The 24,971-nt window shown below is 43.3% G+C and carries 20 protein-coding genes, 1 CRISPR repeat array and 1 riboswitch (1 of these 22 only partly in view); of the genes, 3 read left to right on the top strand and 17 right to left on the bottom strand.

The annotated features are described in order from the left end of the window. Nucleotides 1-22 precede the first annotated feature (22 nt). The 13 genes from pheT to queA all read right to left on the bottom strand — a co-directional run bounded on the left by pheT (nt 23) and on the right by queA (nt 14,892). Nucleotides 23-2,437, bottom strand: a complete 2,415-nt coding sequence (pheT, locus tag DW938_RS01535) for a phenylalanine--tRNA ligase subunit beta (RefSeq protein ID WP_118123697.1) — start codon at nt 2,435-2,437, stop codon at nt 23-25. Nucleotides 2,438-2,459: 22 nt separating this feature from the next. After that, complete coding sequence (locus tag DW938_RS01530; protein ID WP_118123696.1) at nt 2,460-3,050, bottom strand: hypothetical protein; 591 nt, start codon at nt 3,048-3,050, stop codon at nt 2,460-2,462. Next, a complete protein-coding gene (gene pheS, locus DW938_RS01525; RefSeq protein WP_022288228.1) occupies nt 3,050-4,069 on the bottom strand; it encodes a phenylalanine--tRNA ligase subunit alpha in 1,020 nt (339 codons plus the stop codon). The genes DW938_RS01530 and pheS overlap by 1 nt, the downstream gene beginning before the upstream one ends. Nucleotides 4,070-4,416: 347 nt before the next feature. After that, complete coding sequence (locus DW938_RS01520; RefSeq protein ID WP_242992328.1) at nt 4,417-5,070, bottom strand: hypothetical protein; 654 nt, start codon at nt 5,068-5,070, stop codon at nt 4,417-4,419. A 146-nt stretch (nt 5,071-5,216) separates the two neighbouring features. Further along, entirely contained in the window at nt 5,217-6,269 is a 1,053-nt protein-coding gene (locus DW938_RS01515; protein ID WP_181984340.1) for a fibronectin type III domain-containing protein, read from the bottom strand. A 300-nt stretch (nt 6,270-6,569) separates the two neighbouring features. Beyond that, a complete protein-coding gene (locus DW938_RS01510) occupies nt 6,570-8,237 on the bottom strand; it encodes an AMP-binding protein (protein ID WP_081856054.1) in 1,668 nt (555 codons plus the stop codon). A 21-nt stretch (nt 8,238-8,258) separates the two neighbouring features. Further along, nucleotides 8,259-8,924 (bottom strand): HAD family hydrolase, encoded by a 666-nt coding sequence (locus tag DW938_RS01505; RefSeq protein ID WP_118123693.1) that lies wholly within the window; start codon nt 8,922-8,924, stop codon nt 8,259-8,261. Between the two features lie 287 nt (nt 8,925-9,211). Then, nucleotides 9,212-9,769, bottom strand: a complete 558-nt coding sequence (locus DW938_RS01500; RefSeq protein ID WP_118123692.1) for a manganese efflux pump MntP family protein — start codon at nt 9,767-9,769, stop codon at nt 9,212-9,214. 257 nt (nt 9,770-10,026) lie between these two features. Next, the gene (tgt, locus tag DW938_RS01495) at nt 10,027-11,169 is read right to left on the bottom strand and encodes a tRNA guanosine(34) transglycosylase Tgt (protein WP_118123691.1); all 1,143 of its coding nucleotides are present in this window, start codon (nt 11,167-11,169) and stop codon (nt 10,027-10,029) included. Nucleotides 11,170-11,182: 13 nt separating this feature from the next. Beyond that, on the bottom strand, nt 11,183-12,277 hold the full coding sequence (locus DW938_RS01490; protein ID WP_118123690.1) for a metallophosphoesterase: 1,095 nt from the start codon (nt 12,275-12,277) through the stop codon (nt 11,183-11,185). Then, nucleotides 12,277-12,660 (bottom strand): PAS domain-containing protein, encoded by a 384-nt coding sequence (locus DW938_RS01485; protein WP_118123689.1) that lies wholly within the window; start codon nt 12,658-12,660, stop codon nt 12,277-12,279. Before DW938_RS01485 ends, DW938_RS01490 begins: the two co-directional genes overlap by 1 nt. Further along, the gene (locus DW938_RS01480; RefSeq protein ID WP_118123688.1) at nt 12,650-13,771 is read right to left on the bottom strand and encodes an acyltransferase family protein; all 1,122 of its coding nucleotides are present in this window, start codon (nt 13,769-13,771) and stop codon (nt 12,650-12,652) included. Before DW938_RS01480 ends, DW938_RS01485 begins: the two co-directional genes overlap by 11 nt. Nucleotides 13,772-13,839: 68 nt before the next feature. Beyond that, the gene (gene queA, locus DW938_RS01475) at nt 13,840-14,892 is read right to left on the bottom strand and encodes a tRNA preQ1(34) S-adenosylmethionine ribosyltransferase-isomerase QueA (protein WP_118123687.1); all 1,053 of its coding nucleotides are present in this window, start codon (nt 14,890-14,892) and stop codon (nt 13,840-13,842) included. 215 nt (nt 14,893-15,107) lie between these two features. Next, nucleotides 15,108-15,296: riboswitch (Lysine riboswitch) on the top strand. A gap of 173 nt (nt 15,297-15,469) precedes the next feature. Here queA and asd point away from each other — a divergent pair. From asd to dapB, 3 genes are all read left to right on the top strand, one after another. Continuing rightward, the gene (asd, locus tag DW938_RS01470; RefSeq protein WP_118123686.1) at nt 15,470-16,552 is read left to right on the top strand and encodes an aspartate-semialdehyde dehydrogenase; all 1,083 of its coding nucleotides are present in this window, start codon (nt 15,470-15,472) and stop codon (nt 16,550-16,552) included. A gap of 36 nt (nt 16,553-16,588) precedes the next feature. Continuing rightward, complete coding sequence (gene dapA, locus DW938_RS01465; RefSeq protein WP_046441406.1) at nt 16,589-17,479, top strand: 4-hydroxy-tetrahydrodipicolinate synthase; 891 nt, start codon at nt 16,589-16,591, stop codon at nt 17,477-17,479. A gap of 153 nt (nt 17,480-17,632) precedes the next feature. Beyond that, a complete protein-coding gene (gene dapB, locus DW938_RS01460) occupies nt 17,633-18,391 on the top strand; it encodes a 4-hydroxy-tetrahydrodipicolinate reductase (protein ID WP_118123685.1) in 759 nt (252 codons plus the stop codon). A gap of 140 nt (nt 18,392-18,531) precedes the next feature. On the opposite strand, the gene DW938_RS01455 is transcribed toward dapB, so the two are convergent. Genes DW938_RS01455 through rlmD form a run of 4 tightly spaced genes read right to left on the bottom strand, consistent with a single transcriptional unit; the run spans nt 18,532 to nt 24,089 of the window. Continuing rightward, nucleotides 18,532-20,742 (bottom strand): transglutaminase-like domain-containing protein, encoded by a 2,211-nt coding sequence (locus DW938_RS01455; protein ID WP_118123684.1) that lies wholly within the window; start codon nt 20,740-20,742, stop codon nt 18,532-18,534. Nucleotides 20,743-20,754: 12 nt separating this feature from the next. Beyond that, nucleotides 20,755-21,915, bottom strand: a complete 1,161-nt coding sequence (locus tag DW938_RS01450) for a DUF58 domain-containing protein (RefSeq protein WP_118123683.1) — start codon at nt 21,913-21,915, stop codon at nt 20,755-20,757. Nucleotides 21,916-21,928: 13 nt separating this feature from the next. Beyond that, the gene (locus DW938_RS01445; RefSeq protein ID WP_117928188.1) at nt 21,929-22,867 is read right to left on the bottom strand and encodes a MoxR family ATPase; all 939 of its coding nucleotides are present in this window, start codon (nt 22,865-22,867) and stop codon (nt 21,929-21,931) included. Further along, a complete protein-coding gene (rlmD, locus tag DW938_RS01440; RefSeq protein WP_118123682.1) occupies nt 22,836-24,089 on the bottom strand; it encodes a 23S rRNA (uracil(1939)-C(5))-methyltransferase RlmD in 1,254 nt (417 codons plus the stop codon). Before rlmD ends, DW938_RS01445 begins: the two co-directional genes overlap by 32 nt. A 516-nt stretch (nt 24,090-24,605) precedes the next feature. Beyond that, nucleotides 24,606-24,971: direct repeats of the CRISPR family, unit length 32 nt; unit sequence ATTTCAACTCACACGCTCACGTGGAGCGTGAC (it continues 7,174 nt past the right edge of the window).

The following is a 24,971-nucleotide window of genomic DNA, read 5'->3' as shown; positions in this document are numbered from 1 at the left end:
TACAAATCAAGCACTATATTTTTTACATTCTGAGTTCAGCACCGATAGCCTTGAGAGCTTCAAGAACTTTCTTCATAGCCTTGTCAGCCTGCTCGTCAGTAAGCGTGCCGTCATGTGAACGCATTGAAATGGAGTATGAAACAGACTTCTTGCCCTTTTCGATCTGCTCGCCCTTGTAAACGTCAAAAAGCGTTACCTTTTCAAGTATCGAGCCAACAGCCTTGCTTATAGTCTTTTCAAGAAGAGCCGCAGGGATATCGTCATCACAAACGATAGACAGATCTCTTGTTGTAGCAGGATACTTAGGCAGTGGCTTATATGTCTTCTGAGCAACACAGCTTGCCATAAGCTCAGGAACATTTATCTTGCCCACATAAGCTCTTGCATCAATGCCGTAGTTCTCCAGAACTCTCGGATGAAGCTCGCCAAAAATGCCGATCTCCTCACCATTTACTTTAACAACAGCAACCCTGCCTGGGTGGAAAGCGTAGAACTCGTCAAAGCTACATTCAGCAGTAGCCTTTTCAAATTCAACTTTCTGTGCGCCAAGCTTAGAAAGCAGACCCTCAACAACGCCCTTGATGTCATAGAAATCAGCCTTCGTCTCAGTGTCATAGAAACCAAAACCTAGTCTTTCAGGCTCGTTAGGAAGCACCTCTCCCTCAACAGGTATATACTCGTTTCCTCTCTCGAAGATATAGCACTCAGGGTTGCGGTAGCTGTAGTTTCTTGCAAGCACTTCACATACAGACGGAATGATAGTCGTTCTCATAACGCTGGTGTCCTCGCCAAGAGGGTTTGTGATAACAACTGTCTTTCTCAGTTTTGAGTCAGCAGGAAGATTTATCTTGTCAAAATACTTAGGCGATATGAATGAGAATGTAGATATCTCGTTAAGACCCATAGCGAGCATAGATCTCTGTATATGTCTGTCAAACTTCTGCGCCTCGGTGAGCTTAGCCTGTGCAACGCCTCTAACGATAGTGTTTGGAATCTTGTTGTAGCCGTAAAGTCTAGCAACTTCCTCTGCCACGTCAGCCTTGCAGGCAATGTCCACTCTGTACCATGGCGAAACTACCTTGCCGTCCTTTATCTCAAAGCCAAGCCTTGTGAGATATTCAACCATGTCGCTCTCAGGTATTTCAGTACCAAGGAACTTATTTATCCACTCAGGATCAAAATCAACCGTCTTAGGTGTCTCGTCCTCGTAATTCTCGTCAATATAAGTCTTTACGACCTCACCAGCACCAAGCTCTTCAACAAGCTGGAAAGCTCTCATAAGAGCCTCATAGCACTCATGTGGGTCAAGACCCTTTTCATATCTTGCAGATGCGTCAGTTCTCATGCCAAGCTTCTTGGCTGTTGTTCTTACGCTTGCACCGTCAAAGCAAGCTGACTCAAATACAACAGTAGTTGTGTCGTCCATGATTCCGCTGTATTCGCCGCCCATAACGCCTGCTACTGCAACTGGCTTTTCAGCGTCAGCAATGACCAACATCTCTTCGGAAAGCTCTCTTACCTCGCCGTCAAGAGTTGTGATAGTTTCTCCTGCCTTAGCGTTTCTGATGTTGATAGATGCGTCCTTGACATATTTAAGGTCAAAAGCGTGCATTGGTCTGCCGTATTCAAGCATAACATAGTTTGTGATATCAACAAAGTTGTTGATAGGTCTAACGCCGCAGCCTCTCAGCCTTTCTCTCATCCAACGAGGTGAAGGACCTATCTTTACATTCTTTACGATACCGGCCATATATCTCTTGCAAAGATCAGTGTTGTGTATCTTTACCTTGAGCATATCGTTGATATCCCCGTCAATGCCCTTGAACTCAGGCTTCTTGACCTTCAGCTCTGTGCCGAAAGTAGCCGCAGTTTCTCTTGCAAGACCGATAACAGAAAGGCAGTCAGGTCTGTTTGAAGTTATCTCGAACTCAACAGTTGTGTCATTGTATCCAATAGCCTCATGTATATCCTTGCCTACAGTCTTGTCGCAGTCATCGCCAAGAATGAAAATGCCGTCCTCTATAGCATATGGGAAATCGTGAACAGAAAGTCCAAGCTCGCCCAGAGAGCAAAGCATACCATTAGAAGCAACGCCTCTCAGCTTGCCCTTTGTTATCTTCACCTGCTTGCCCTCATGAAGTACAGATGACTTGTGCTTTGCAACAGGAACAAAATCGCCCTCATGAACGTTCTGAGCGCCTGTAACTATCTGAACAGGCTCGTCCTCTCCCACGTCTACCTGAGTGATGAACATATGGTCAGAATCAGGGTGACGCTCCATAGAAACTACCTTGCCCACAACAACGTTAGAAATATCTTCGCCCTCCTGCTCAAAGCACTCTACCTTTGAGCCTGAAAGCGTCAGAGCGGAAACAAAATCCTTTATCGGCATATCGCAGTCTACATAGTCTGCAAGCCATTTCATTGACAAATCCATTTATTATTCCTCCGTAATCTTATCATTTACCGCAGTTTTGTATCTTCTCGTCCAAGTCCTTTAAAAACAGCGGTCTATAAATATAGAAATCCTTCCACCGCTTTATGTTCACAGTATATTTTATCCCGAAATTATCAGTTATCTCAGCTTTCATGCTGTCATTGACACCATTTGTGCTGTGAACTATGGTCTTGAACTCTCTAATATCCGTATATTTTATAAGCAGTTTAGCCTTAGGCACATACATATATCTGTCAAGTAGATAAAAGGTCTTGTATTTGAACTCGCTTCCCTCTATCTCGCTTTCCAAAGCCAGCATATCCTGAGCGTCAAATTGCTCCAGCCTTGCAAGGTTCCCTCTGTATTGTTTTACCTGCCTTTTAAATCCTCTTATTCCGATAAAAAGCAGGATACCCAGAAAAATCATCAGAAACCCACATAGCATGAGCATATCCCATGCACTCTGCTGTTCTTTTACAAGCATGACCGATAACCCACCGCCAACGCCTACTATCAGCGCCATAAGTGTGCTGATAGCCGCCGACGTTACAAGCTTAGCCTTTGACGGCACAAGCTTTCTGTAAAGCCTGCTCTTGCTCATAACTTCATTCATCAGAACTGCTCTAAAAATCTCATATCGTTCTCATAAAGCAGACGCATATCGTTGATGTTGTATCTGCCCATTGTTATTCTTTCAAGACCGATACCAAATGCAAATCCGCTGTAAACCTCAGGGTCAATGCCACAGCCCTCAAGTACCTTAGGGTGTACCATGCCTGCGCCGAGAAGCTCTACCCAACCCTCCTGCTTGCACATTGAACAGCCCTTGCCGTGACAGTTGAAGCACATAAGATCGACCTCAGCAGAAGGCTCTGTGTATGGGAAGTGGTGCGGACGAAGTCTTATCTGAGTATCCTCGCCGTAAAGACGCTTCATAAGAAGCTCCAGCGTACCTTTAAGGTCAGCCATAGTGATGCCCTTGTCAATAACAAGACCCTCTATCTGGTGGAACAGCGGTGAATGTGTAGCGTCCACTGTGTCAGAACGGTAAACTCTGCCCGGTGAAATGATTCTGATAGGCGGCTTTCTCTTCTCCATAGTTCTTATCTGAACGGAAGAAGTCTGTGTTCTAAGAACAACGTTCTCATTGATGTAGAATGTATCCTGCGTATCTCTTGCAGGGTGAGATTTAGGCATATTCAACGCCTCAAAGCAGTAATGGTCTGTCTCTACCTCAGGGCCGTCAACGATGTCAAAGCCCATACCAAGGAACACTTCCTCTACCTCTTCAAGAGTAGCGTTCAGAGGGTGAGGTCTGCCTATTCTTGTTTTCTTGCCCGGAAGCGTAACGTCTATAGCTTCCTCTGTAAGCCTTACCTGCTCCATTTTGCTTTTAAGTTCTTCCTTACGCTTGTTGAGAGCATTCTCGATATCAGCTCTTACCTTGTTTGCAAGCTGACCGATAACAGGTCTTTCCTCTGCGGAAAGCTTACCCATTTGCTTAAGTATGGAAGTTATCTCTCCCTTTTTGCCAAGAAATCTTACTCTGAAATCTTCCAACAGCTTGGCGTCATCAATATGTGAAAGTTCTTCTTTCGCACGCTCGTCAATGCTTTTCAACTGTTCTTTCATTACTTATCCTCCTATAAAAATAAGCCCTGCCCCGACTAAACAGGACAAGACTTTGAAATTCTTGTTTATACCACCTATCAGTAAAGAGCCAACACTCTTCCGTCCTTAACGCAGACAAACGTTCACGCTTACTAAAGACTATCTCTCATTCGGCATGACCACTCGCAAGTGAACTTCATTTTGTCAGGATATAAAGCCGCTTTCAGAAAACGCACACACGCCGCAGCTTCTCTCTGAAGACCCTTAGCAAAACTACTCTCTCGGTCATAGTGTTTCAAGTGTATTGATATAATAATATGTTATCACATTCCGCACCACATTTCAAGGGCTTAACAAAAAGTTTACAACTACAGCCCATGCTTATGAAGCCTGTCCCACTTCATATCCTCCTCAGAGTAATAATCGTCCTCCTCGTCCTCTATCTTGTTGTATTCCTTGTGTGGATAACCTATCTTCTCATAAAAATCATTGATAAGCACAACCTTGCCCTTAGTGTCCTGAAAGCTCAGAGCTATCATACCGTCCTCAGGCACAAAAGCTTTCTCCCTGCCCTCTTTGTCCTTTACCACAAAGCTTGACTTCTCCACATTTTTCAGCACGCAAACGAGTCTGCCCTTGTTTGTCTGATAAGACTTCTCTACTTCCTCATAGTAAAGGCATATGTGCAGATAGCTTTTAGAAAGCCCCATGCGTTGAGAGTGTTCAATGTGATCCTCATATATCCTCGTGTAAACATCAGCGTCCCGTGAAAGCGAGTAATACCAGTACATAAGCCCGCCCACAGAACAATTGCAAGCCCCCAGCAGTATAAGCAGAACCTTTGCAAAGACCGCACTTGCAAACACCGCACCAATTATGATGATAACGACCCCAAGCAGGATATTCTTATACATATTCCTCTGCATTTTCCTGTGTTCTTCAATATCATGTGCCGCCTTGACCTGCCTCTCCGCCCTTGACAGCTTCGGAGGATATTCATAAACCGCCTGCAAAACATTCACCTCACAATTAGGATAACCATATGATACAAAAAATGCACAACACCCATAAGAGCATTGTACATTTTCTTATCAGTTTTCAGTTTTATTATACACCCACAGTGTACAAAAGTCAACACATTTTACACTTATAGTGTTATCCGTTCTGTTTAGTATAAGAAATAGATAGCCCAACAAGGTTTTGAGTTTATTCTGTGTCCGTTAGGACAAGTTTCTATATAAACCACATAATAAACATCGTTTCTTTCTTTATATTCAAAATCCAACTTTCTTTTGAACAAATCAGTCACTTCGTCTATGTTGGTTTCTCCAAAAGGAATAGTATACACGTCGTCATAACTAGACTCTTCTGGTGTACAATCTTTTGCATAATAATCAAAAAATTCTTCTAGCGTATTATACTCAATGCCATACTTCCAAAATTCCGTGTAATGTTCCTTTACATAAGTCGCTTTACTCTTTGAATACTCCTGCAATTCCTTTTGCATAGCATCAATATCTGCCTGTGTTATCTTATCACTTTTCTTAGTTGTCGCCGTCACGACCCCCGAATACTTGCCATAGTGATTATTATTCGTCTTTTTGTCGTCCTGCTTGCAAGCCCTTATCTTGAACTGATACTTTGTCGCAGGCGCAAGCTTCTTCACAGTGTAGCTTGTCCCTGTGGTCTTGCCTATCTCTTTCCATTTGCCTTTTATGTTCTGATAAATGCGGTAATTTGTACAGCCTATCTTCGTCCAAGAAAGCTTAACGCTGTCAGTGCCAACACTGCTTACCTTTAGCCCCTTGCAAGCCTGCGGATTGGTCGCCGTGTTCCAGTTTGCGGAATATTCTCCGTAAACTTTCTTGCCCTTTACAGTCTTGAATGCCCTTACTTTAAAATTCTCTCTCGTTGCATTAGGCAGCTTCTTAACTGTGTAGCTCGTACCCTTGCAATCCCCAAGCTTGTTGTACTTGCCGTTTTTTCGCATATAAACAGTGTAACCGCTCACACCCTTTACCTTGCTCCAGTTGAGCTGTATCTCACTGTTTGAAAGCGTCTTAGATTTAAGCCCCGTTACCTTGCCAACACTCGCCGCTTCCGCAACGATAGCCGTCTGTGAGAATATCCCCATATTCTCCGCCGCAGGTACAACAGCCCCCGTGCCCATAAGCATTGCCGCCATAACAACAGCCGCCGTTTTCTTCATACCATTCTTCATAAAAAGCACCTCTCCCGATTCTCTATAATTTCCCATATGTCATGGTAATATTATATAATACCATAAAGCCAAATATTTGTCAATACTTTTACAAAAAAATATAACATTTCGTAGGGGCGAACACTGTTCGCCCGTCGAAGCAACAAACCATATGCCACATCTTTACCCAATAAAAAAGCACAGCCCTCATTAAAAAGAGCTGTGCTATTTTTTTTTACATCACCTAGATGTAGGAAACAGCGCAATTCCTGTTTCACAGAAATGCGACGTCCCACATATCACCATATCTAAGTCTTAAAATCAGCTATTCTTCTTGCTGTCATTCTCTCTTATCTCAACACGGCGTATCTTACCGCTGATAGTCTTAGGCAGCTCGTCCACGAACTCAACTATTCTAGGATACTTGTAAGGCGCAGTTGATTGCTTAACATAGTTCTGAAGCTCCTTGGCAAGCTCAGGAGAAGCAGTGTAGCCCTTTGCAAGCACGATAGTAGCCTTTACTACCTTGCCTCTGATAGCGTCATCAGCCGCCGTGATAGCACACTCCAGTACAGAAGGGTGTTCCATAAGGATACTCTCTATCTCGAAAGGTCCTATACGATAACCCGAAGCCTTGATAAGGTCGTCCGTTCTTCCAACATACCAGTAGTAGCCGTCATCGTCCATGTAAGCCGTGTCGCCTGTGTGGTACATACCAAATCTCCAAGCGTTGTCCGTTGCCTCAGGGTTTCTGTAATACTCCTTGAACAGCGCAGGGTTTTCGCCCCTCTTAGCGTAAACAACGATCTCGCCTGTCTCGCCTACCTTAACAGGCTTGCCCTCGTTGTCAACTATACCGATATTGTAAAGGGGTGTAGGCTTACCCATGGAGCCCGGCTTTGGCTCCATGCCGTAAAGATTGCCCACAAGCACAGCGCCCTCTGTCTGACCGAAGCCCTCCATAAGCTTAAGACCTGTGTACTCATACCACTTGTTGAATACCTCAGGGTTAAGAGCCTCACCGGCGATACAGCTATATTTCAGTGAAGAAAGGTCATAGTTTTCAAGACCTTCCTTGATGAAAAATCTGTACATTGTCGGAGGTGCGCAGAAAGAAGTCAGCTTGTAATCCTGAATTACTTTCAGCACGTTTGCAGGAATAAATCTGTCAAAGTCATATACAAAAGTTGTTGCACCGCAGATAAACTGACCGAACATCTTGCCCCATGCACACTTTGCCCAGCCTGTCTCTGAAACAGTAAGGTGCAGTGAGTTCTCGTCAAGGTGGTGCCAGTGCTTAGCAGTGATAATGTGTGCCGCAGCCAGTGAATACTTGTGCAGTACCATTTTAGGATAACCGGTAGTACCGGAGCTGAAATACATGAGCATTGACTCAGTAACGTGTGTTTCGATCCTCTCAAAAGTCTTTGGATACTTGTCCATTTCGCTGAGAAAATCTATCCAACCCTCTTTAGCACCGTGAGTGATAAACTTCTCTTTCATGCCGCTGTACTGTTCAAGAGCTGAATCCACCTGATTAGGAACATCGTCCTCCGCAGTTGCCACGATGTAAGATATAGAAGCAGCGTCAAAACGGTAAACATAGTCTTTTTTCTTGAGCTGACAAGTTGCAGGCACAAGGATAGCGCCTATCTTCATAAGACCGTAAGCAAGGAACCAGAACTCATAATGACGTTTAAGAACAGCCATAACAAAATCGCCCTTCTTAACTCCGTGTGCCAGCATCATGTTAGCCACCTGACTGCTCTTTTCAGAAAGATCCTTGTAAGTGAAGATATGCTCCTCACCCTCCTCGTTGACCCACTGCATAGCCACCTTATCAGGCACGTTCTTAGCCAGCTCGTCTATAACGTCATATGAGAAGTTGAAGTTCTCAGGCAGGTCAAGCTTAAAGCTTTTAAGTCTGCCCTCGCTGTCAAGCTCCTCGTCAACAAACCTCTTGTAAAAATCAGCCATTACAAAACTCATATATGAAATCCTCCGTTTTAATTATATCCTGTTTATCTCATGACAAATGCTCACTATGTCCTGCGGAACCTCCGCAATATACTTCGCACCTGCATTTTCAAGTTCTTCTCTGCCCCTGAAGCCCCATTCACAGCCAATGCAGTCAAGACCCGCATTTTTTGCCGTCATAACATCAACATCAGAATCTCCGATAAGCATAGCTTCCTCAGCCTTGACCCCAAGCGTGCCAAGAATATTGTATATTATCTCAGGCGCAGGCTTTGTCGGAACACCGTCCTTTTTGCCCTCGATCAGGTCAAAATCTTTCTCACCGAAAATATTCTTTACAATGTAGTTCACAAAGCCGTCAGGCTTGTTTGAAGCCACCGCCGTCATAATGCCCTCATTGCGAAGCGTGTCAAGCACCTCGCAGATATGCTCATAAGGCTTGGTCTTGTTCACACATCTCTTGTTGTATTCCTCAGAGAACTCAGCATGATACTTTTTGATGTTCTCCTCGCTTCTCAGCTTCTCAGGCAAAGCCCGCTCAACAAGCTTCAAAGTACCATTTCCCACTAAATGCTTGTAGGTATCATAATCAAACACAGGAAACCCATATCTCTCAAGTACCGCATTCATGGCGTCCCCAAGATCATAAATAGAATTTACAAGCGTTCCGTCCAGATCAAAAATAAATAGCTTTTTCATAAAACCAGCTATAAAAAAAGCCTTTCCTCCCTCCGACTTTCCATAAACTTGTCGGTCACCATGCACTAATTTTTACACTTATCGCAAGTTTATACACATATCATAACTTTGTACACTTATCATAAGTTTGTACATCAATCGCAAATTTATACACTTGTCTAAAAATCACGAGATTTATTATACACTGATATTGTGGCTTGTTTATGAACATACACACCTGTAATTGTTAAATTAAAATTCACAAAGATATCTATGTGATACATATTTATGTGAATAAGAAAATTGTTTTAAGCAAATATAGTCTGTTCAGCGAATATTTTAAGCCCTATACATATTAAAATAACTCCCCCAACTATCCTTGCCTTGCTTTTGAGTTTTCCGCTGAATTTGTTACCAAGCATAAACCCACAGAACGATACGACCGCAGTAACAGCACATATAAACGCTGCCGACCTGACTATGCCCACACCAAGTGCCGCAAAGCTTATGCCCACAGCCAGTGCGTCAACCGAAGTCGCAAATCCCTGCACAAGCACCTCCCCGAAAGTAAGCCTGCCCCCTGTCTGGATCTCATCGTCCCCCGAACCGCATATCATGTTCAACCCTATGAATCCAAGCAGTATCAAAGCTATCCAGTGGTCGAACCTCTCTATGTACTCCGCAAAATTCATGCCCAGCGCATAGCCGATCGCAGGCATTATCCCCTGAAAAAGCCCGAATATGATACTGCACATCAATGCTCCCCTGACTCTCCCCTTTCTGACACAAAGCCCATTAGTCACCGATACCGCAAAAGCGTCCATAGAAAGTCCACACGCAGTAAGAAAAAGCTCAAAAATACTCATATAATCCCCCTGTATAATTTATAAAAACAGCTTCACATTCAATCTTGACTTCCCTTATATTTTTATCTGCACCCACACTTTTTACACCTGCTACCACACCTTTTCTGCAGGGGCGATTAGCGTTCGCCAGTCGAAGCAACAAAACCATGCTTTCATCAAATAAAATAGCCTCCACTCAACGAAAAAACGCCATCTCCGTAAAATACAAAATAACATCTTTGCATTTTCCGAAAACAGCGTCATACCGTTATATTTTGTTAATCCTCACACTTTGAAGCAAGAAGCGAGCTGTATTGATTTCTGAACTGCTCAAATCTGCCCTCGTCAAGAGCCTCTCTTATCTTCTCCGTGAGCGTGTTGTAGAAATACAGATTGTGCATAACTGCCAGCCTGCCGCCCAACTGCTCCTCAGACTTGAACAGATGACGAATATACGCCCTGCTGTGATTACGGCAAGCAGGACAATCGCAATGCTCGTCAATAGGTCTAGGGTCAGTTTCATACCTTTTATTAGTGATGTGCATAATGCCGTTCCATGTGAACAGCGTTCCGTGACGTGCATTTCTGCTTGGCATTACGCAATCAAAGAAGTCCACGCCTCTGTAAACAGCTTCGATTATGTTTGTCGGTGTGCCAACGCCCATAAGATATCTCGGCTTATCCTTTGGCATAAAAGGTTCGACCTTTTCTATAATGTTATACATTACCTCAGTCGGCTCACCCACCGCAAGACCGCCAATAGCAAAGCCCGAACAGTATTCCATTTCTCTTATGCGCTTCATATGCTCGATACGCAGATCCTCATAAGTACAGCCCTGATTGATACCGAACAGCATCTGATGCTTGTTTATAGTATTCTCAAGCCCGTTGAGCCTTTTCTGCTCAGCGATACATCTCTCAAGCCACCTTACCGTTCTGTCGCAGCTTGCCTTTGAATAGCTATGCTCAGCAGGATTTTCCACACACTCGTCAAACGCCATTGCAATAGTAGAAGCAAGATGCGATTGTATCTGCATACTCTCCTCAGGACCCATAAAAATCCTGCGACCGTCAACATGAGAGTTGAAGTACACGCCTTCCTCTTTGATTTTACGCAGCTTGGCCAAAGAAAATACCTGAAATCCACCGCTGTCTGTAAGAATAGGCTTGTCCCAGTTCATGAACTTATGAAGTCCGCCCATTTTGTATATAATGTCGTCACCCGGTCTGACGTGCAAATGATAGGTATTGCAAAGCTCCACCTGCGTTTTAAGCTCGTTTTTTAAATCAATGGAAGAAACTCCGCCCTTTATTGCCGCCGAAGTTCCCACGTTCATAAAAACAGGCGTCTGTATAGTTCCATGAACAGTTTCAAACTGCCCCCTGCGTGCAGCACCCTCTTGTTTAAGTAATGTAAACATAAATTCTCCTTTATCATTCTATTATATCAGACGGCAGCCAGCCGACTGTGGCCTTTTCCGTAATTACCAAAGACATTGTTTCATCTTCGTCAAAGACCGATACCCGCTCACCTTTTCTGACAGCAGGAAACGATGACAAAAACTGATATACATGAGGCTTTTCATCAAAAAAATATATTTCACGGTCAGGAATAAGACCCTCGCCCCCTGAATACTCATCTCTGACCTTTGTCATATATCCATTTTTCTCAATTATCGTTAAATTCTGCTTTTCCCAATCAATATAAACAGGTTTCATGTCACATGAAAAATCCTTTAAGACAGTTTTCTTTGGCACATCTGTATCCCAAATTATTCTATGAGAATAATTCTCGCCGCACTTATCAATGATAAACAAATTCATCTGACAAGCCTTCTTGATAGTCATTCCGCCGTCAATACATATCATTTTCTTTTTGCTGTCAATTATCGGAAGATTAGTCACATTTGAACGCTTATAATTGTATGTGGGATAATGCCCGAATACAAGCTGCTTTCCTGTTGGATTTTCTTTCCGTAAAAACCACGGAACAGTTATAGCATAAATATCATCTGTATTTCTCCAATCAGGACGGTTTTCAAGCCCTCCATGAACAAAAACATATTCCTCTGTTTCAAGGCACGTTGGAAGCTCTCTGATAAAAGATAACAGCTCGCCATACTTCTCTACAACTTTTTCTCTTATCTCAAGCCAGTTGCCCTCCCAGCAGTCAACATATCCCAGCGTATTAGCCATTTGCCTGAACGTGTTATGCTCATTGCGGTAAAACTGCTGCTGGAACCGCTTGAACTCATAGTGATAAGCCATTCTTGAACACATTATGTCATTATTGCCCATTAATAATATTGCCTTGTCACTTTTATCGCAAAGAGCCTTGACATATTCAAGGGTCTTTATATTGTCACTGCCATGTTCAAGTATGTCGCCGACTATCACAAGATAGTCATTTTGCGGATCATATTTTGCCTTTTTCAGCAGTCTATCAAAAAGCTGCCAATGGGTATGGATATCGCTGACAGCAAGAATCCTGCATTTTTCAGGCAGCGAAAGATCAATGATCTTATCCATTAATTCTCACCATTTCTAAGATCGTACATAGCCATACTTTCTCTTGTTCTGTACTCATGCTTTTCATAATATCCAATAAGCTCTCCCTCATCATTTCTGAGAGCTATCATGTAAACGTCCTTATTTTCCTTTTCGTTGCGGAAAGTATACACCTTGTTGTTGCCCTTGTCCTTTTTGAACCATGCAATGACCTGTTCTATCTTAGCATTAGAATCCCCGTTGTGACAGCCCTTTATTGATCTGCCCACAAGAGCCGCTCCTCCGCGCTTTTCATATCTTTTGACCGCTGTCGGGTTCATATATACTATCGTATGCTCAAGGTCACAAATAACCACAGGTGCATCGTCTGCGTCAATAACGCTCTTAAAAAAGTTATTTTCCATTTCCGTTCTCCTTTATGATATCATTCCTGCCCCTTATCCCTTTAAGCACCATATCCAGAGGCACACCAAATATTTTTATGCAAAGCACCAATACAATAGGTATCGCTGTAAGTGCCAGATAAAGCTCCCAACGTTCAGGAAAAGCCTTTGCAAGATATGCCTGATAACCATAGTATGTGAGCATATAAACAATAGTCCTGTGCCAGAAGTACACCTGCAAAGTCCTGGAACCGCACTTTGTTATCAGTGGAATCTTCACATCAAGCCCAATACCAAGCACCGCCAAACAAAGCAGTGCCGAGATACCCATAACAAGAAGCCTGCTCAAAAAAGTGCAATCCATGTCCGTTGCTTCAGATATGGAAAAATAAGAGTTTCTTCCCGTAAGAAGCATTCTCAGCGGATAAACAAGCTTTGTTTTTCCAAAGCAGAAATAAGTCCAAATGCCTATCACTCCCAAGGACAGCACCCTTACATACCACTTCTTCACAAAATCAGCCACCTTTTCAGGGTCAAGCACATATCCGCAGTAGTAAAACGGGAAAAACACCACTATCCTGGATAGCTCATATTCATCGCCCACGCTAGGGTCATACCCTGCCGCAAGTGCCGTCACCACAGCCGCCGTAAGCACCGCCCAAGGTCTGCTGTTTCTTAACAGATAGCAAAGCACCATAAACGCTGCCATTGCGAACATATACCAATATACACCGTCGCCGCCTAAAAGGTCAAAGAAAATCTCGCCATCACTGTTTTCCTTGTCAAAATCCGTCTGAAATCTCACCTGCGACCAATAATTCAGGCATTTCATTAACATTCCGATAACAACAAATCCAAGCGTCTTTCCAAGCACTTTCCTGCCGTCATCATGCCCCCTGTTGAAAAGTCCTGATATGAATATAAACAACGGCATATGAAAAGCATACAGAAACAGAAATGCGCCGCTAAAAACCTTTGCCTGCGGTACGCCTGTTTCACCGCCGCCGTCACCAAAAAGCTTGACAGTGCTGTCGTCTATCAAATGCCCCAAGACCACAAGCACTATAAGCAGAAATTTCAGATTGTCATATAAATACAGTCGTTTCTTCTCCCCTGACTTAACGTCATTCATATAGAAAAAACCTCCGTAAAACAAAGTTTGAAATGAGATATCATCGCCGCAGGCGATACCTTAATTCCTCACTCAGATATTATGAGCATACAATCACCAAAGCTGAAAAATCTGTATTTCTCCTCCACAGCTATCTTGTAAGCGTTCATAGTGTTCTCGTATCCCATAAATGCAGAAACAAGCATAATGAGCGTGCTTTCAGGCAGGTGAAAATTAGTAACAAGTCCGTCAAGCACCTTGAACTCAAAGCCCGGATAAATAAATATCTCCGTGTAACCGTCACATGGAACTATCTTTCCGTCATTGAATGCCGCCACGCTCTCCAGCGTCCTGCATGAAGTAGTACCCACCGCAATAACACGTCCGCCATTTTTCTTCGTTTCGTTTATCATGTCTGCGGTTTCACGGCTAAGCTCATAATGTTCCCTGTGCATCTTATGGTCAAGGACCTTGTCCTCCTTAACAGGTCTGAACGTGCCAAGACCAACGTGCAGAGTAACATACGCAATGTTCACACCCATTGCCTTTAAGTCCTCAAGCTGCTGCTCAGTGAAATGCAGACCGGCAGTCGGCGCAGCAGACGAGCCAAGCTCATGAGCATAAACCGTCTGGTATCTGTCCTTGTCCTTCAGCTTTTCAGTAATATAAGGCGGCAAAGGCATCTGACCTATCTCGTCAAGTGTGGCAAAGAAATTCTCCTCGCACTCAAATCGTGCGATACGGTTTCCGTCCTCCAACACATCAATTATCTCCGCTTTCAGCTTACCGCCGCCAAAAACAAATCTTGTGCCTATCTTGGCTTTTTTGCCGGGTCTGCAAAGAATCTCCCAGACCATGTTCTCTTTCTGCTCCACAAGCAAAAACTCAATGAACGAGCCTGTGTCCTCACGCTCGCCGTATATCCTCGCAGGAAGCACCTTTGAGTCGTTAAGCACAAGCAAGTCACCTTTTTTGAGATAATTGCATAGATTATAGAAATGGTCATGAACCACCTCTCCCGTCCGCCTGTTTATCTTCATCATTCTCGAAGCATTTCTAGGCTCGACAGGGGTCTGTGCAATAAGCTCCTGTGGCAGGTCATAATAAAAATCCGATCTTTTCATGTTGTTGATATCAAGCATTTTAAATATCTCCTATTTATAATAATATAATAATGTACATGAATAACTTTGTAGGGGACGGCGCCCCCGACGTCCCGATGTAAAATTCCCGACCCAATAGCCGTCACCGCTCTGTAAGTCTAATTAATTTCATATAAACTTATTAATTTACAGAAAATTAAAATATTTTTATCTATATGTATTGACAGAACGCTAAATATTTGTTATCATTAAACAGAACAGATAGAGGTGCAGTTGAAATGAGTATCATTTTTCGTGTGACCCCACACAACAGCGTCCCAACGCCTATGGTAAATGAGAAAGGTAAAACTGCCGAAGCGGAGTATCGGGAACACTCCTGCTGACTGTTAGTTTAATAGACTATCAGTTGTCATCATTACAAATGGTGGAGTGCTATCGGCATAAATTTTTATGTCAACATTCTTATTATATTGTATGATGAACTGGTTTTCAACCAGTTTTTTTATTATTTGTTTATTTTTTATGTTTTGTGCAAAATAACATTTGAACAGCGGCATATTTTAGTGTATAACGCCAAAGAAAATTGTTACCATGGCACAGGAAAAGGAGTTTTAATATGAAAAAGTACAATGTCGGTATCATCGGTGCAACAGGAATGGTAGGTCAGAGATTTTCTCTGCTTCTTGACAAACACCCATGGTTCAATGTAGTATGCGTTGCCGCTTCACCGCGTTCGGCAGGCAAAAAGCTCAAGGACGCAGTTGCAGGTAAGTGGAAGCTTTCAGAGCCTCTGCCGGAAGCTATCGGTGAGCTTACAGTTCTGAACGCCGAGGAGGACGTTGAGAAGATCGCTTCAATGGTAGATTTCGTATTCTGCGCAGTTGATATGAAGAAAGACGAGATAAGAGCCCTTGAAGAAAAGTATGCAAAGGCTGAATGCCCTGTTGTATCAAACAACTCCGCACACAGACATACTCCTGATGTTCCAATGGTCATTCCTGAGGTAAACCCTGAGCATATCGAGATAATCGCTTCACAGAGAAAAAGACTTGGTACAAAGAGAGGATTTATCGCAGTTAAGTCTAACTGCTCACTCCAGTCTTACGTTCCTGCTCTTGCTCCTCTCATGGATAAGTATAAGGTAACAAAGGCTCTTGCCTGCACATATCAGGCAATTTCAGGCGCAGGCAAGACATTTGAAAGCTTCCCTGAGATCCTTGACAACGTTATCCCTTATATCGGCGGCGAGGAAGAAAAGTCTGAGAAAGAGCCTCTTAAGATCTGGGGTCATATCGAGGGCGACGTTATCGTTGACGCAACAGCTCCGGCTATCACAACACAGTGCCTGAGAGTTCCTGTTTCCGACGGTCACACAGCGGCAGTTTTCGTATCATTTGAGAATAAACCTTCTAAGGAAGAGATCCTTCAGGCTTGGAAAGATTTCAGCGGTGTTCCACAGGAGCTTCAGCTTCCAAGCGCTCCAAAGCAGTTCCTTAACTACTTCACAGAGGACGATCGTCCACAGGCTAAGCTCGACAGAAACCTTGAGGGCGGCATGGCAGTTTCTATAGGCAGACTTAGAGAAGATTCACAGTATGACTATAAGTTCGTTTGCCTTTCACACAATACACTGAGAGGTGCGGCAGGCGGAGCAGTTCTGCTGGCTGAGCTTCTTGCAGCAAATGGCTATTTTGACTAATATAACACATATATACGCACGAAAGGAGTGCTGTTTATGAAAAAGACTATTTTCACAGGTGCAGGCGTTGCTATCGTTACACCTATGAACGCTGACGGCTCTATCAACTTTGACAAGCTGGGCGAGCTTATCGATTTCAACATCGATAACGGCACAGACGCTATCATAATCTGCGGAACAACAGGCGAAAGTGCTACCATGACAGATGAGGAGCATATCGAGTGTATCCGCTATGCTGTTGAAAAGACAAATCACAGAATTCCTGTTATCGCAGGCACAGGCTCAAACCATACAGAGTATGCCGTAAACCTTTCTAAGAAGGCTGAGGAGCTTGGTGCTGACGCTCTGCTTTGTGTTACACCTTATTATAATAAGACTTCACAGGCAGGACTTATCGCACACTTCTCCGCTATCGCAAAGGCTGTTACACTGCCTATCATTCTTTACAACGTACCGTCAAGAACAGGTGTGAACATTCTTCCTGAAACCTGCCGTGAGCTTGCAAAGATAGACAATATCGTTGCTATCAAGGCAGCAAGCGGAAACATCAGCCAGATAACACAGGTGGCAGCTCTCTGCGGCGATGACCTTGATATCTATTCAGGCAACGACGATCAGATAGTTCCTATCATGGCTCTGGGCGGAAAGGGTGTTATCTCAGTTCTTTCCAACTGTATGCCATTTGAAACACATGAGATCACACAGCTCTGCCTTGATGGAAAGTACGAGGAAGCAAGAGAAAAGGTATTCAAGACCCTTGGTTTTGCAAAGGCACTTTTCAGCGACGTAAACCCTATCCCTGTCAAGGAAGCTCTTAATCTTATGGGCTTTGAGGTCGGCGAGTGCCGTCTGCCGCTTGTAAGAATGAGCGATGATAAGATAGAAAAGCTGAAAGCGTCAATGAACGCTCTCGGACTTATCAAGTAAAAAAAAATACAAAGGGCGGAGAAATTCGCCCTTTATGTTTACCGTTATAAAATTGTACTAATGTAAGGGTTGGCGTCCCCGACAGCCCAAACGCTGTCTTTGACATTATCACTTACGTTTATCTACAAATCAAAAAGAAAAGGAATGATATAAATGACAAAGGTCGCAATATGCGGTGCCTGCGGAAAAATGGGCAGGTTCATATATGACGTTATATCAGAGCGTGACGACTGCACAGTAAGCGCAGGTATCGACAAATTTGGCGAGGCTTATGCAGACTTCCCTGTAGTAAAAGAGCCTGCCGACCTGCCTGAAAAGCCTGATGTAATAATCGACTTCTCACACCCTTCCGCACTGGACGGACTTCTCAGCTATTGCCTTTCAAACGGCACTGCCCTTGTAATAGCTACCACAGGCTATACAGAAGAGGATACAGCGAAGATACACAAGGCTTCCGAGCAGATACCTGTTTTCTTCACATTCAACATGACCCTTGGTATCAATCTTCTTGCAAATCTTGCAAAAACTGCCGCAAAAGTTCTTGGCGGTCAGTATGATATCGAGATAATCGAGAAGCACCATAACCAGAAGATAGACGCTCCGTCAGGCACTGCTATCATGCTTGCAGACGCAATAAACGAGGAGCTTGACAACAAGTATCACTATGTTTACGATCGTCATTCTGTAAGAGCAAAGAGAGAAAAGACCGAGATCGGTATGCACTCTGTCCGTGGCGGCACTATTGTCGGCGAGCATGAGATAATCTTTGCAGGCAGAGATGAAGTCATCTCCCTCAAGCACGAAGCTCATTCAAAGCAGGTTTTCGCTGTTGGTGCAGTGAATGCAGGCGTTTTCCTTTGTGGAAAGCCGGCAGGACTTTACGCAATGAGCAATCTTCTTGCTTCACTTTAATTAAATATCAGATACAGTAGGCGTCCTTGACGTCCTGCTCTTTCGGAGATTTTTTACACTCTCAGGCTGCTGTTTTATACGGCAGCCTTTTTTTATACAAAAAAATAGCCGTGCGTGATTTTTTCCGCACAGCCATTTCATTACATATTCTTATCAAGCTCCAAAGAAGTTTTCTCACGCTTTGTGAGCTTTTTCCATTGTGCTTTGTACTCTGCATAGACCATTTTCCACTCGGCTTCATCAGGAACATATCCACCGAAGCAGGTCTTTTCAAAAAGATCTATAAGACCGCCAAGCTCAACTCCACGCCTCTTAACAAGATATTCTCTTATCATTTCAGGCGTGTATCCCAATAGCTTGTCATTAGAAGCTATGGTCAAAAGCCTTACCACCCGCCTGTAAAGCCTTATGACCTTTTCTCCGTTATCTCTGAATTTAAGTGACAGTCGGAAAAATACCTCGATAATTCTATTAAGGAATACGAAAACCACAAGCACAAACGCTACACCGATAAACAGTGCGATCCTGCTGAAATAGCTTACAAAAGTTGAAACATCAAAGTTCGTACCATTTGCACTGTAGTCACGCTGATAGCCCGGAACTGTCGGGTCAAAAGTCATCCAGCCAATGCCTGTGATAAAGACCTCTACAAAAGCGTGAGCATGGCTATCTCTTACCACAAACTCTCCACGTTCATTCTTTTCATATGCTGCAAAGCCCTCAACATACCTTGCTGGAAGTCCCAGCATTCTCGCCATAAGCGTCATGCTTGTGGCATAGTTTGTGCAGTTTCCTCGCTTGCTCGTGAAAAGAAAATATGCGATAGACTCATCGTCAGGCTCATACTCATTGTCGTATACATAACCATTTTGTTCAAAATAATCCACAAGTGCCTGAGCTTTCTCATAATCATTTTTGCAGTTTTCCGTTATGCTCTTTGCAAGAGCCTCCATTTTTCCACCTTTATCGTCATATGCAGAAACGTCTGTGTACAACGCATATATCTTATAAATATTCACCGATTGATTTGATGTGACATCTCCGTTTGTCAAGCCGTAAGAAAGCAGCAGTTTGAACTGATTTTCGGTCATATCAAGATTTGCCGCAGCCTGTCTTTCGCTCTCCGTTTCAGGGATATACTCAAAGCTGATGCCAAGCTTATTTCCTGCGGTGTCATATGGTCTGTAGACCTCGCTGTGAGTTGTTTTGATATAAACGTTGTTCTCCCCTGGGGTTATCATCAGCGGAGCAGGGATATAACTAGGGGCAAAGCTGTCGCTGAACTGATTCATGACTGCCTTTTCACTGAACAGATCATCAGGAAACTGTGACTTGTCCACGCCAAGATCCTTGGTGTAATCCTTATCTGCAAGTGACTTTGCTATGCTGTAAACATAGCTCGGTGAGTTCACCTCGTTGTCACCATAAAGATGAACATTTTTGTCAAAATCAAAATCATAGAAGCTATCGTCTGTTACCCACTTCTCGTTTCTGAAAAGGTCAAAGGATTGTCTGCGGAGGTAAATGACCTGTTCATCAGAGGTTGTGGTGAAGTTGAAAAGTATCTCGCCCGTTGCGTCTGCGCCAAATCTTGGGGAAGACTTATCACTAAGATTGTCATATGTGCCACTGCTTTTGATATTCACATCAAAGAAGTTGCTGTTTTTTTCAAGATAAGATGTCTTTGAGGAAGTCGGCATAAGCATTGCAAGCGCACCCACAAGGGTAACGAAAACCGCCGATGCCGCCACATAAGAGCCGTTTATAACAAGGTCATGCTTGCTCTCGTCTGAAACAAGTCTGCTGTGCACCATAAGTGCAATGAACACAGTGAGCATTATGGTTATGTCAAGAGTATCCATTGAGTCGGCACGCTTTCCGTAAATAAAAAACGGAAAAAGCACAACGAGCATCGTTCCAAAGCTTCTATAACGCACAATGGTGAAATAATAAAGCACCGAAATGATAAAGAAGCCTAGTCCCACAAACAGAAAGTAGAAATATTCATCTATCTGACCTATCTCCTGCCTGTTTACATAAAACCAATTGATAAATGATTTTCCAGAATGTTCAAATCCAGCACGAAGAAGCTGAAAGCCCAAAAACAGCACTGCCACCATAAGGGCGGTATAGACAAGACCTCGCAGGACTTTTTTCGGTTTCAGCCACTCAAAAAGAGCAAACAGCAGACATTCATAGACCACATATCCAAAAGTATAAAGTCTGACATTGTCTACAAGATAGGTTTTAAAGATTATGTTCATGACCACTGCTCCAAGGAGCAGCGGCAAAGCATATTTTGAAAGAATATTCACAAGGGTGGTTTTTATCTGAGCAGTTTTAGTATTCAAAAGCCACACCCCCTATGTCATTTTACGAAACTCGAAAGTTTCGTCTACAAGCCACATATTTTCTGTCTGCTTATCAAGACCGCTAAGACGTGTCACTACAAAAGAGCCGTTAAATTCTTCTATAAGAGAAGAAAATTCCCCCTGAGAAGTCGCCATGCAGGCTGTGAAGCAGATAGGAGCTGTCTTGCCTATCTCATGAGAAAAGGCAAAACGCTTTTCCTGCGGATATGGTGCTATTGCCGCAAGGTCGTTTTGAAGCTCTATTATATCACCTGCCTGCTTTATTTTCATGCTTTTCCAGCCGTCAAGATAATAATTATACTCACTCTCAAAGCCCTCCATGATAAGCATTGAAAGCATTGCAAGGCTCGCTTCGACTATATTATCAATATTCATAGCAAACATAGGGTCATGATTTTCGCTTGGTATATCAAGGAAAAACGCCTGACTTGAAGCCGTGACCTTTTCATCAAGGCGCACCATAAGCTCGTCACGCTTTGAAGAAAGCTTCCAGTTTATTCTTTTCAGCGGGTCGCCTATCTCATACTGTCTGTGGTCATAGCCCGGAACGCCTGTAAGACCAAGTGCATTTTCATCTGATTCGCTTTCGTTATCGTCAAATGAAGCGTTCTCGGAAGTTGCTTTAAGAAGCTCTGTTTGAGAGCCAGTGTCAGGGATATTCGGCATTATTTTTATTTTTCCCACGGCTTTTTCATAACGTGAACTGTCAAGGTGCAGGGTGATTATTCCAAGATAGTCATGCAAACGTATGCTTTTTATTTTCACTGTGCCAAGACCTGCATAACGTGTTTTCAGCTTAACGCTGACGCTTTGCTGTCTGCCGCCTGCCACGATAGTTTTAAATTCAAGTGGGCTTACAGCACCGATATTATCTGAACACTCTGCCGTTACCTCAACAACGCATGAGGGAATAATGCGTATTGCATTTAAAAGCATTATGTCAGCGTCAAACTCCTCGTTCTTTGCACTTATTTCTGTGGAAAGCTTTATGGCTGCCACAAGTTTACGCTTGGTAATGAGAAGTGCCGCAAGAGATATCACAAAGGCTATAGCTAAAAGATAAAGCACAAGCGTACCACCGCTTCCGTTTATATAAACTCTAAGCAGTATCGCCACAGCCACGCAGGTAAGATAACCTAAAAGATTTTTCATGGGGTCATATCCTCTATTTCTCTATTGCGTCAGGTGATTTTACTGTAAGAGCGATATTTTCAAGAGCTTCCCTTTCATTTTCAAAGGCGGATTTGCCTTTTGGAGAAAGCATAAGTCTATGTGCAAGAACGTCAGGCATAACAGCCTTGACATCATCTGGCATGACAAATCCTCTGCCCTGAACAAAGGCATAGGCTTTTGAAGCTTTGAGCAGTGCGATACTTCCACGGGGAGAAACGCCAAGCTTTACATAATCTGAATTTCTTGTTGCGGTAACAAGGCTCAGGATATATTTTCTCACGGAAAGCTCTGCGGTTACATTTTCAGCGTAGCCCATAAGCTCACGGACGTTTTCAAGGGTCATGACAGGCTGGATATTCTTTGCAAAGCCTGATCTTTCGGCTCTTGACATGATATCAAGCTCATCATCATATGAGGGATAGCCCATTGATATCTTCATAAGAAATCTATCCATTTGGGCTTCAGGCAAATGATAAGTGCCGTAAGTTTCCACTGGGTTTTGTGTGGCAAGCACCATAAATGGTGACGGAAGCTCATGAGTTTTACCGTCAATGGATATCTGATGTTCTTCCATGACTTCAAGCAAGCTTGACTGAGATTTTGGGGAGGCTCTGTTTATTTCGTCTGCCAAGAGGAAATTGCACATTGCCACACCCTCTTTATACTCAAGCTCATGAGTTTTCTGGTCTATCATAGAAAAGCCAACGATATCGGACGGCATAACGTCAGGGGTAAGCTGGATACGGTTATATTTGCCGTCTACTGACCTTGCAAGGGCTGATACAAGCTGAGTTTTGCCTACTCCAGGCACGTCCTCGATAAGAACATGACCGCCGCAAAGCATGGCTGTTATTATTTTAAGCACAGAGTCGGTCTTGCCGACGATAACTTTTTCGATATTATCTGTGAGAAGTTTTACCTTTTCGTTCAATTTTTTTATCCCCCTTTTTATCAGGTGTTCTGTTTGGTGTGAGCGATATCATTTTTCTTTTTAAAAGCACCACATTTTCGATACCTGTGGTATGCGGGAACATATCAACGGGCTGGATAAGCTGTGCTTTATAGCCTATTTTTGCAAGAAGCTTCAAATCACGCTCGAGAGTTTCTATTTTACAGGAAACGTAGACTATCTTTTCAGGTCTGAGTTTGCCCAAGGCTTCAACAAATTCTTCTGTTGTGCCTGCTCTTGGAGGGTCAAGGAAAACTGTATCACAGCTCTCACCTGCCTGCGCAAGCTTTGTCATGAACTCACCTGCGTCCTCATTATAAAACCTGATATTGTCAAGCTTATTGAGCTTGGCGTTTGAAACTGCGTCCTTTACGGCTTCGGCATTAAGCTCAACGCCTGCCACGTCTGCACCGCTTTTTGCAGCGATAAGACCGATAGTACCTGTTCCGCAATATGCGTCGATAACTTTATCGCCTTTTTTAAGCTCTGCGCAGGAAACTGCTTTGGAATATAGCTTTTCGGTCTGCTCGGGGTTTACCTGATAGAAAGAATGAGGTGAAATTCTGAACTTACAGCCGCACATCTCGTCGGTGATATAGCCTTTGCCGTACATTATAATATCACGGTCGCCCAAAGTAAGAGGAACTCTGCCTTTATTAACGTTTTGGACGATAGTGGTTATATACGGGTGTTTTTCAGTGATAGCTTTAACGAAATTTTTCTTTGCAGGAAATATGGGGGTAGCTGTAACTAGCACGAGCATTACCTCGCCTGTTGTTTGGGAGGTACGGATAAGGGTATGCTTAAGAAGGCCCTGGCCGCTTTCCTCGTTATATGGAAGGATACGAAAGTCAGCCATAAGCTCTTTAAGGGTAGCGACTATTTGCTGTGCTCTTATATCCTCCAAAAAGCAATCGTCAGTTATAACCATGCTATGGGTAGAGGACTGATATACTCCTGAGACGATACGCTTTGAGCTATTGACCTTATAGACAGTTTGGACTTTATTGCGATAATTATAGGGGTCGTCCATAGTTATTATCTGCTGAGGTCTGCAAAAACGGCTCAACATTCTATCGGCTTTTGCCTGCTTCCATTCTATTTGCTGGGCGTAGACCTTATCCAACTGACAGCCGCCGCAACGTTTAAAGCAGCTGCATTTTTTCTCGCCTGTTGACTTATCGATAGTGGTATGTTTATTCATCACATTTACTCTTTTCATTATGTATAAATTTTATTTTAAGTATACCATTTTATATGAATAATGTCAACAAAGGCGGTTATAACAATTAAATTTAGCAGTATGCTCATGGGGTATAGCTAAGGTGTGTCGGTATAAATATTCAATTTTCAAGCTTCAGACGGAGTGCAGGAAGTGCTTTTCTGTGCGATCAGAACCTCTCATCGTGTTCACCTAACTCACGTTGACAAAATGTTTCCTCATACACTGTCGCTCCGCAAGGTTTCCGATTTGTGGTGAAACCTCTTCTACTTATACACGAAAAGTGGGTATTTTGTTGCAGAAAAAATGCAACAATTGCAGAAATGTTGCCAAATTAAATTATAAATCATTTGTTTGCACAAATTTCGGGGTGTGAATTGGTGGATTTGACGAAAAGCACATGAAAAATGTATAGTATTTGGGTATAAAAATACCGCCCGACCTTAGTCACGCGGTTATTTGTATTATTCAATATCGATAAGTCCTGCGTTGAAACGAAAGTTGACTCACACGCTCACGTGGAGCGTGACTCGCCATTATCGTCATAGTAATACCGACTGTATGCATTTCAACTCACACGCTCACGTGGAGCGTGACAGAAAAAGTGCATATATGCCCGAAAGCATTCCTTGATTTCAACTCACACGCTCACGTGGAGCGTGACTCACCCGGGGTGTAGGTGTACTCAGGAAACTTTGTATTTCAACTCACACGCTCACGTGGAGCGTGACTGCACTGTAGCGGTGCTGTGCGTTGTATTCTTCATTTCAACTCACACGCTCACGTGGAGCGTGACAAAAATCGTTTCAGCAAATTCGTAAACATACCTATTTCAACTCACACGCTCACGTGGAGCGTGACGTC

Source organism: Ruminococcus sp. AM43-6, assembly GCF_003461785.1.
In the GTDB taxonomy this organism is placed as follows: domain Bacteria; phylum Bacillota; class Clostridia; order Oscillospirales; family Ruminococcaceae; genus Hominimerdicola; species Hominimerdicola aceti.
The sequence above is the reverse complement of the archived record's forward strand: the minus strand, read 5'-3'. Positions and strand labels throughout refer to the sequence as shown.

What these genes read in the sequence shown, in the direction of transcription:
- pheT (WP_118123697.1), bottom strand. Translation starts at nt 2,437, where the DNA reads ATGGATTTGTCAATGAAATGGCTTGCAGACTATGTAGACTGCGATATG.
- DW938_RS01530 (WP_118123696.1), bottom strand. Translation starts at nt 3,050, where the DNA reads ATGAATGAAGTTATGAGCAAGAGCAGGCTTTACAGAAAGCTTGTGCCG.
- pheS (WP_022288228.1), bottom strand. Translation starts at nt 4,069, where the DNA reads ATGAAAGAACAGTTGAAAAGCATTGACGAGCGTGCGAAAGAAGAACTT.
- DW938_RS01515 (WP_181984340.1), bottom strand. Translation starts at nt 6,269, where the DNA reads ATGAAGAATGGTATGAAGAAAACGGCGGCTGTTGTTATGGCGGCAATG.
- DW938_RS01510 (WP_081856054.1), bottom strand. Translation starts at nt 8,237, where the DNA reads ATGAGTTTTGTAATGGCTGATTTTTACAAGAGGTTTGTTGACGAGGAG.
- DW938_RS01505 (WP_118123693.1), bottom strand. Translation starts at nt 8,924, where the DNA reads ATGAAAAAGCTATTTATTTTTGATCTGGACGGAACGCTTGTAAATTCT.
- DW938_RS01500 (WP_118123692.1), bottom strand. Translation starts at nt 9,769, where the DNA reads ATGAGTATTTTTGAGCTTTTTCTTACTGCGTGTGGACTTTCTATGGAC.
- tgt (WP_118123691.1), bottom strand. Translation starts at nt 11,169, where the DNA reads ATGTTTACATTACTTAAACAAGAGGGTGCTGCACGCAGGGGGCAGTTT.
- DW938_RS01490 (WP_118123690.1), bottom strand. Translation starts at nt 12,277, where the DNA reads ATGGATAAGATCATTGATCTTTCGCTGCCTGAAAAATGCAGGATTCTT.
- DW938_RS01485 (WP_118123689.1), bottom strand. Translation starts at nt 12,660, where the DNA reads ATGGAAAATAACTTTTTTAAGAGCGTTATTGACGCAGACGATGCACCT.
- DW938_RS01480 (WP_118123688.1), bottom strand. Translation starts at nt 13,771, where the DNA reads ATGAATGACGTTAAGTCAGGGGAGAAGAAACGACTGTATTTATATGAC.
- queA (WP_118123687.1), bottom strand. Translation starts at nt 14,892, where the DNA reads ATGCTTGATATCAACAACATGAAAAGATCGGATTTTTATTATGACCTG.
- asd (WP_118123686.1), top strand. Translation starts at nt 15,470, where the DNA reads ATGAAAAAGTACAATGTCGGTATCATCGGTGCAACAGGAATGGTAGGT.
- dapA (WP_046441406.1), top strand. Translation starts at nt 16,589, where the DNA reads ATGAAAAAGACTATTTTCACAGGTGCAGGCGTTGCTATCGTTACACCT.
- dapB (WP_118123685.1), top strand. Translation starts at nt 17,633, where the DNA reads ATGACAAAGGTCGCAATATGCGGTGCCTGCGGAAAAATGGGCAGGTTC.
- DW938_RS01450 (WP_118123683.1), bottom strand. Translation starts at nt 21,915, where the DNA reads ATGAAAAATCTTTTAGGTTATCTTACCTGCGTGGCTGTGGCGATACTG.
- rlmD (WP_118123682.1), bottom strand. Translation starts at nt 24,089, where the DNA reads ATGAATAAACATACCACTATCGATAAGTCAACAGGCGAGAAAAAATGC.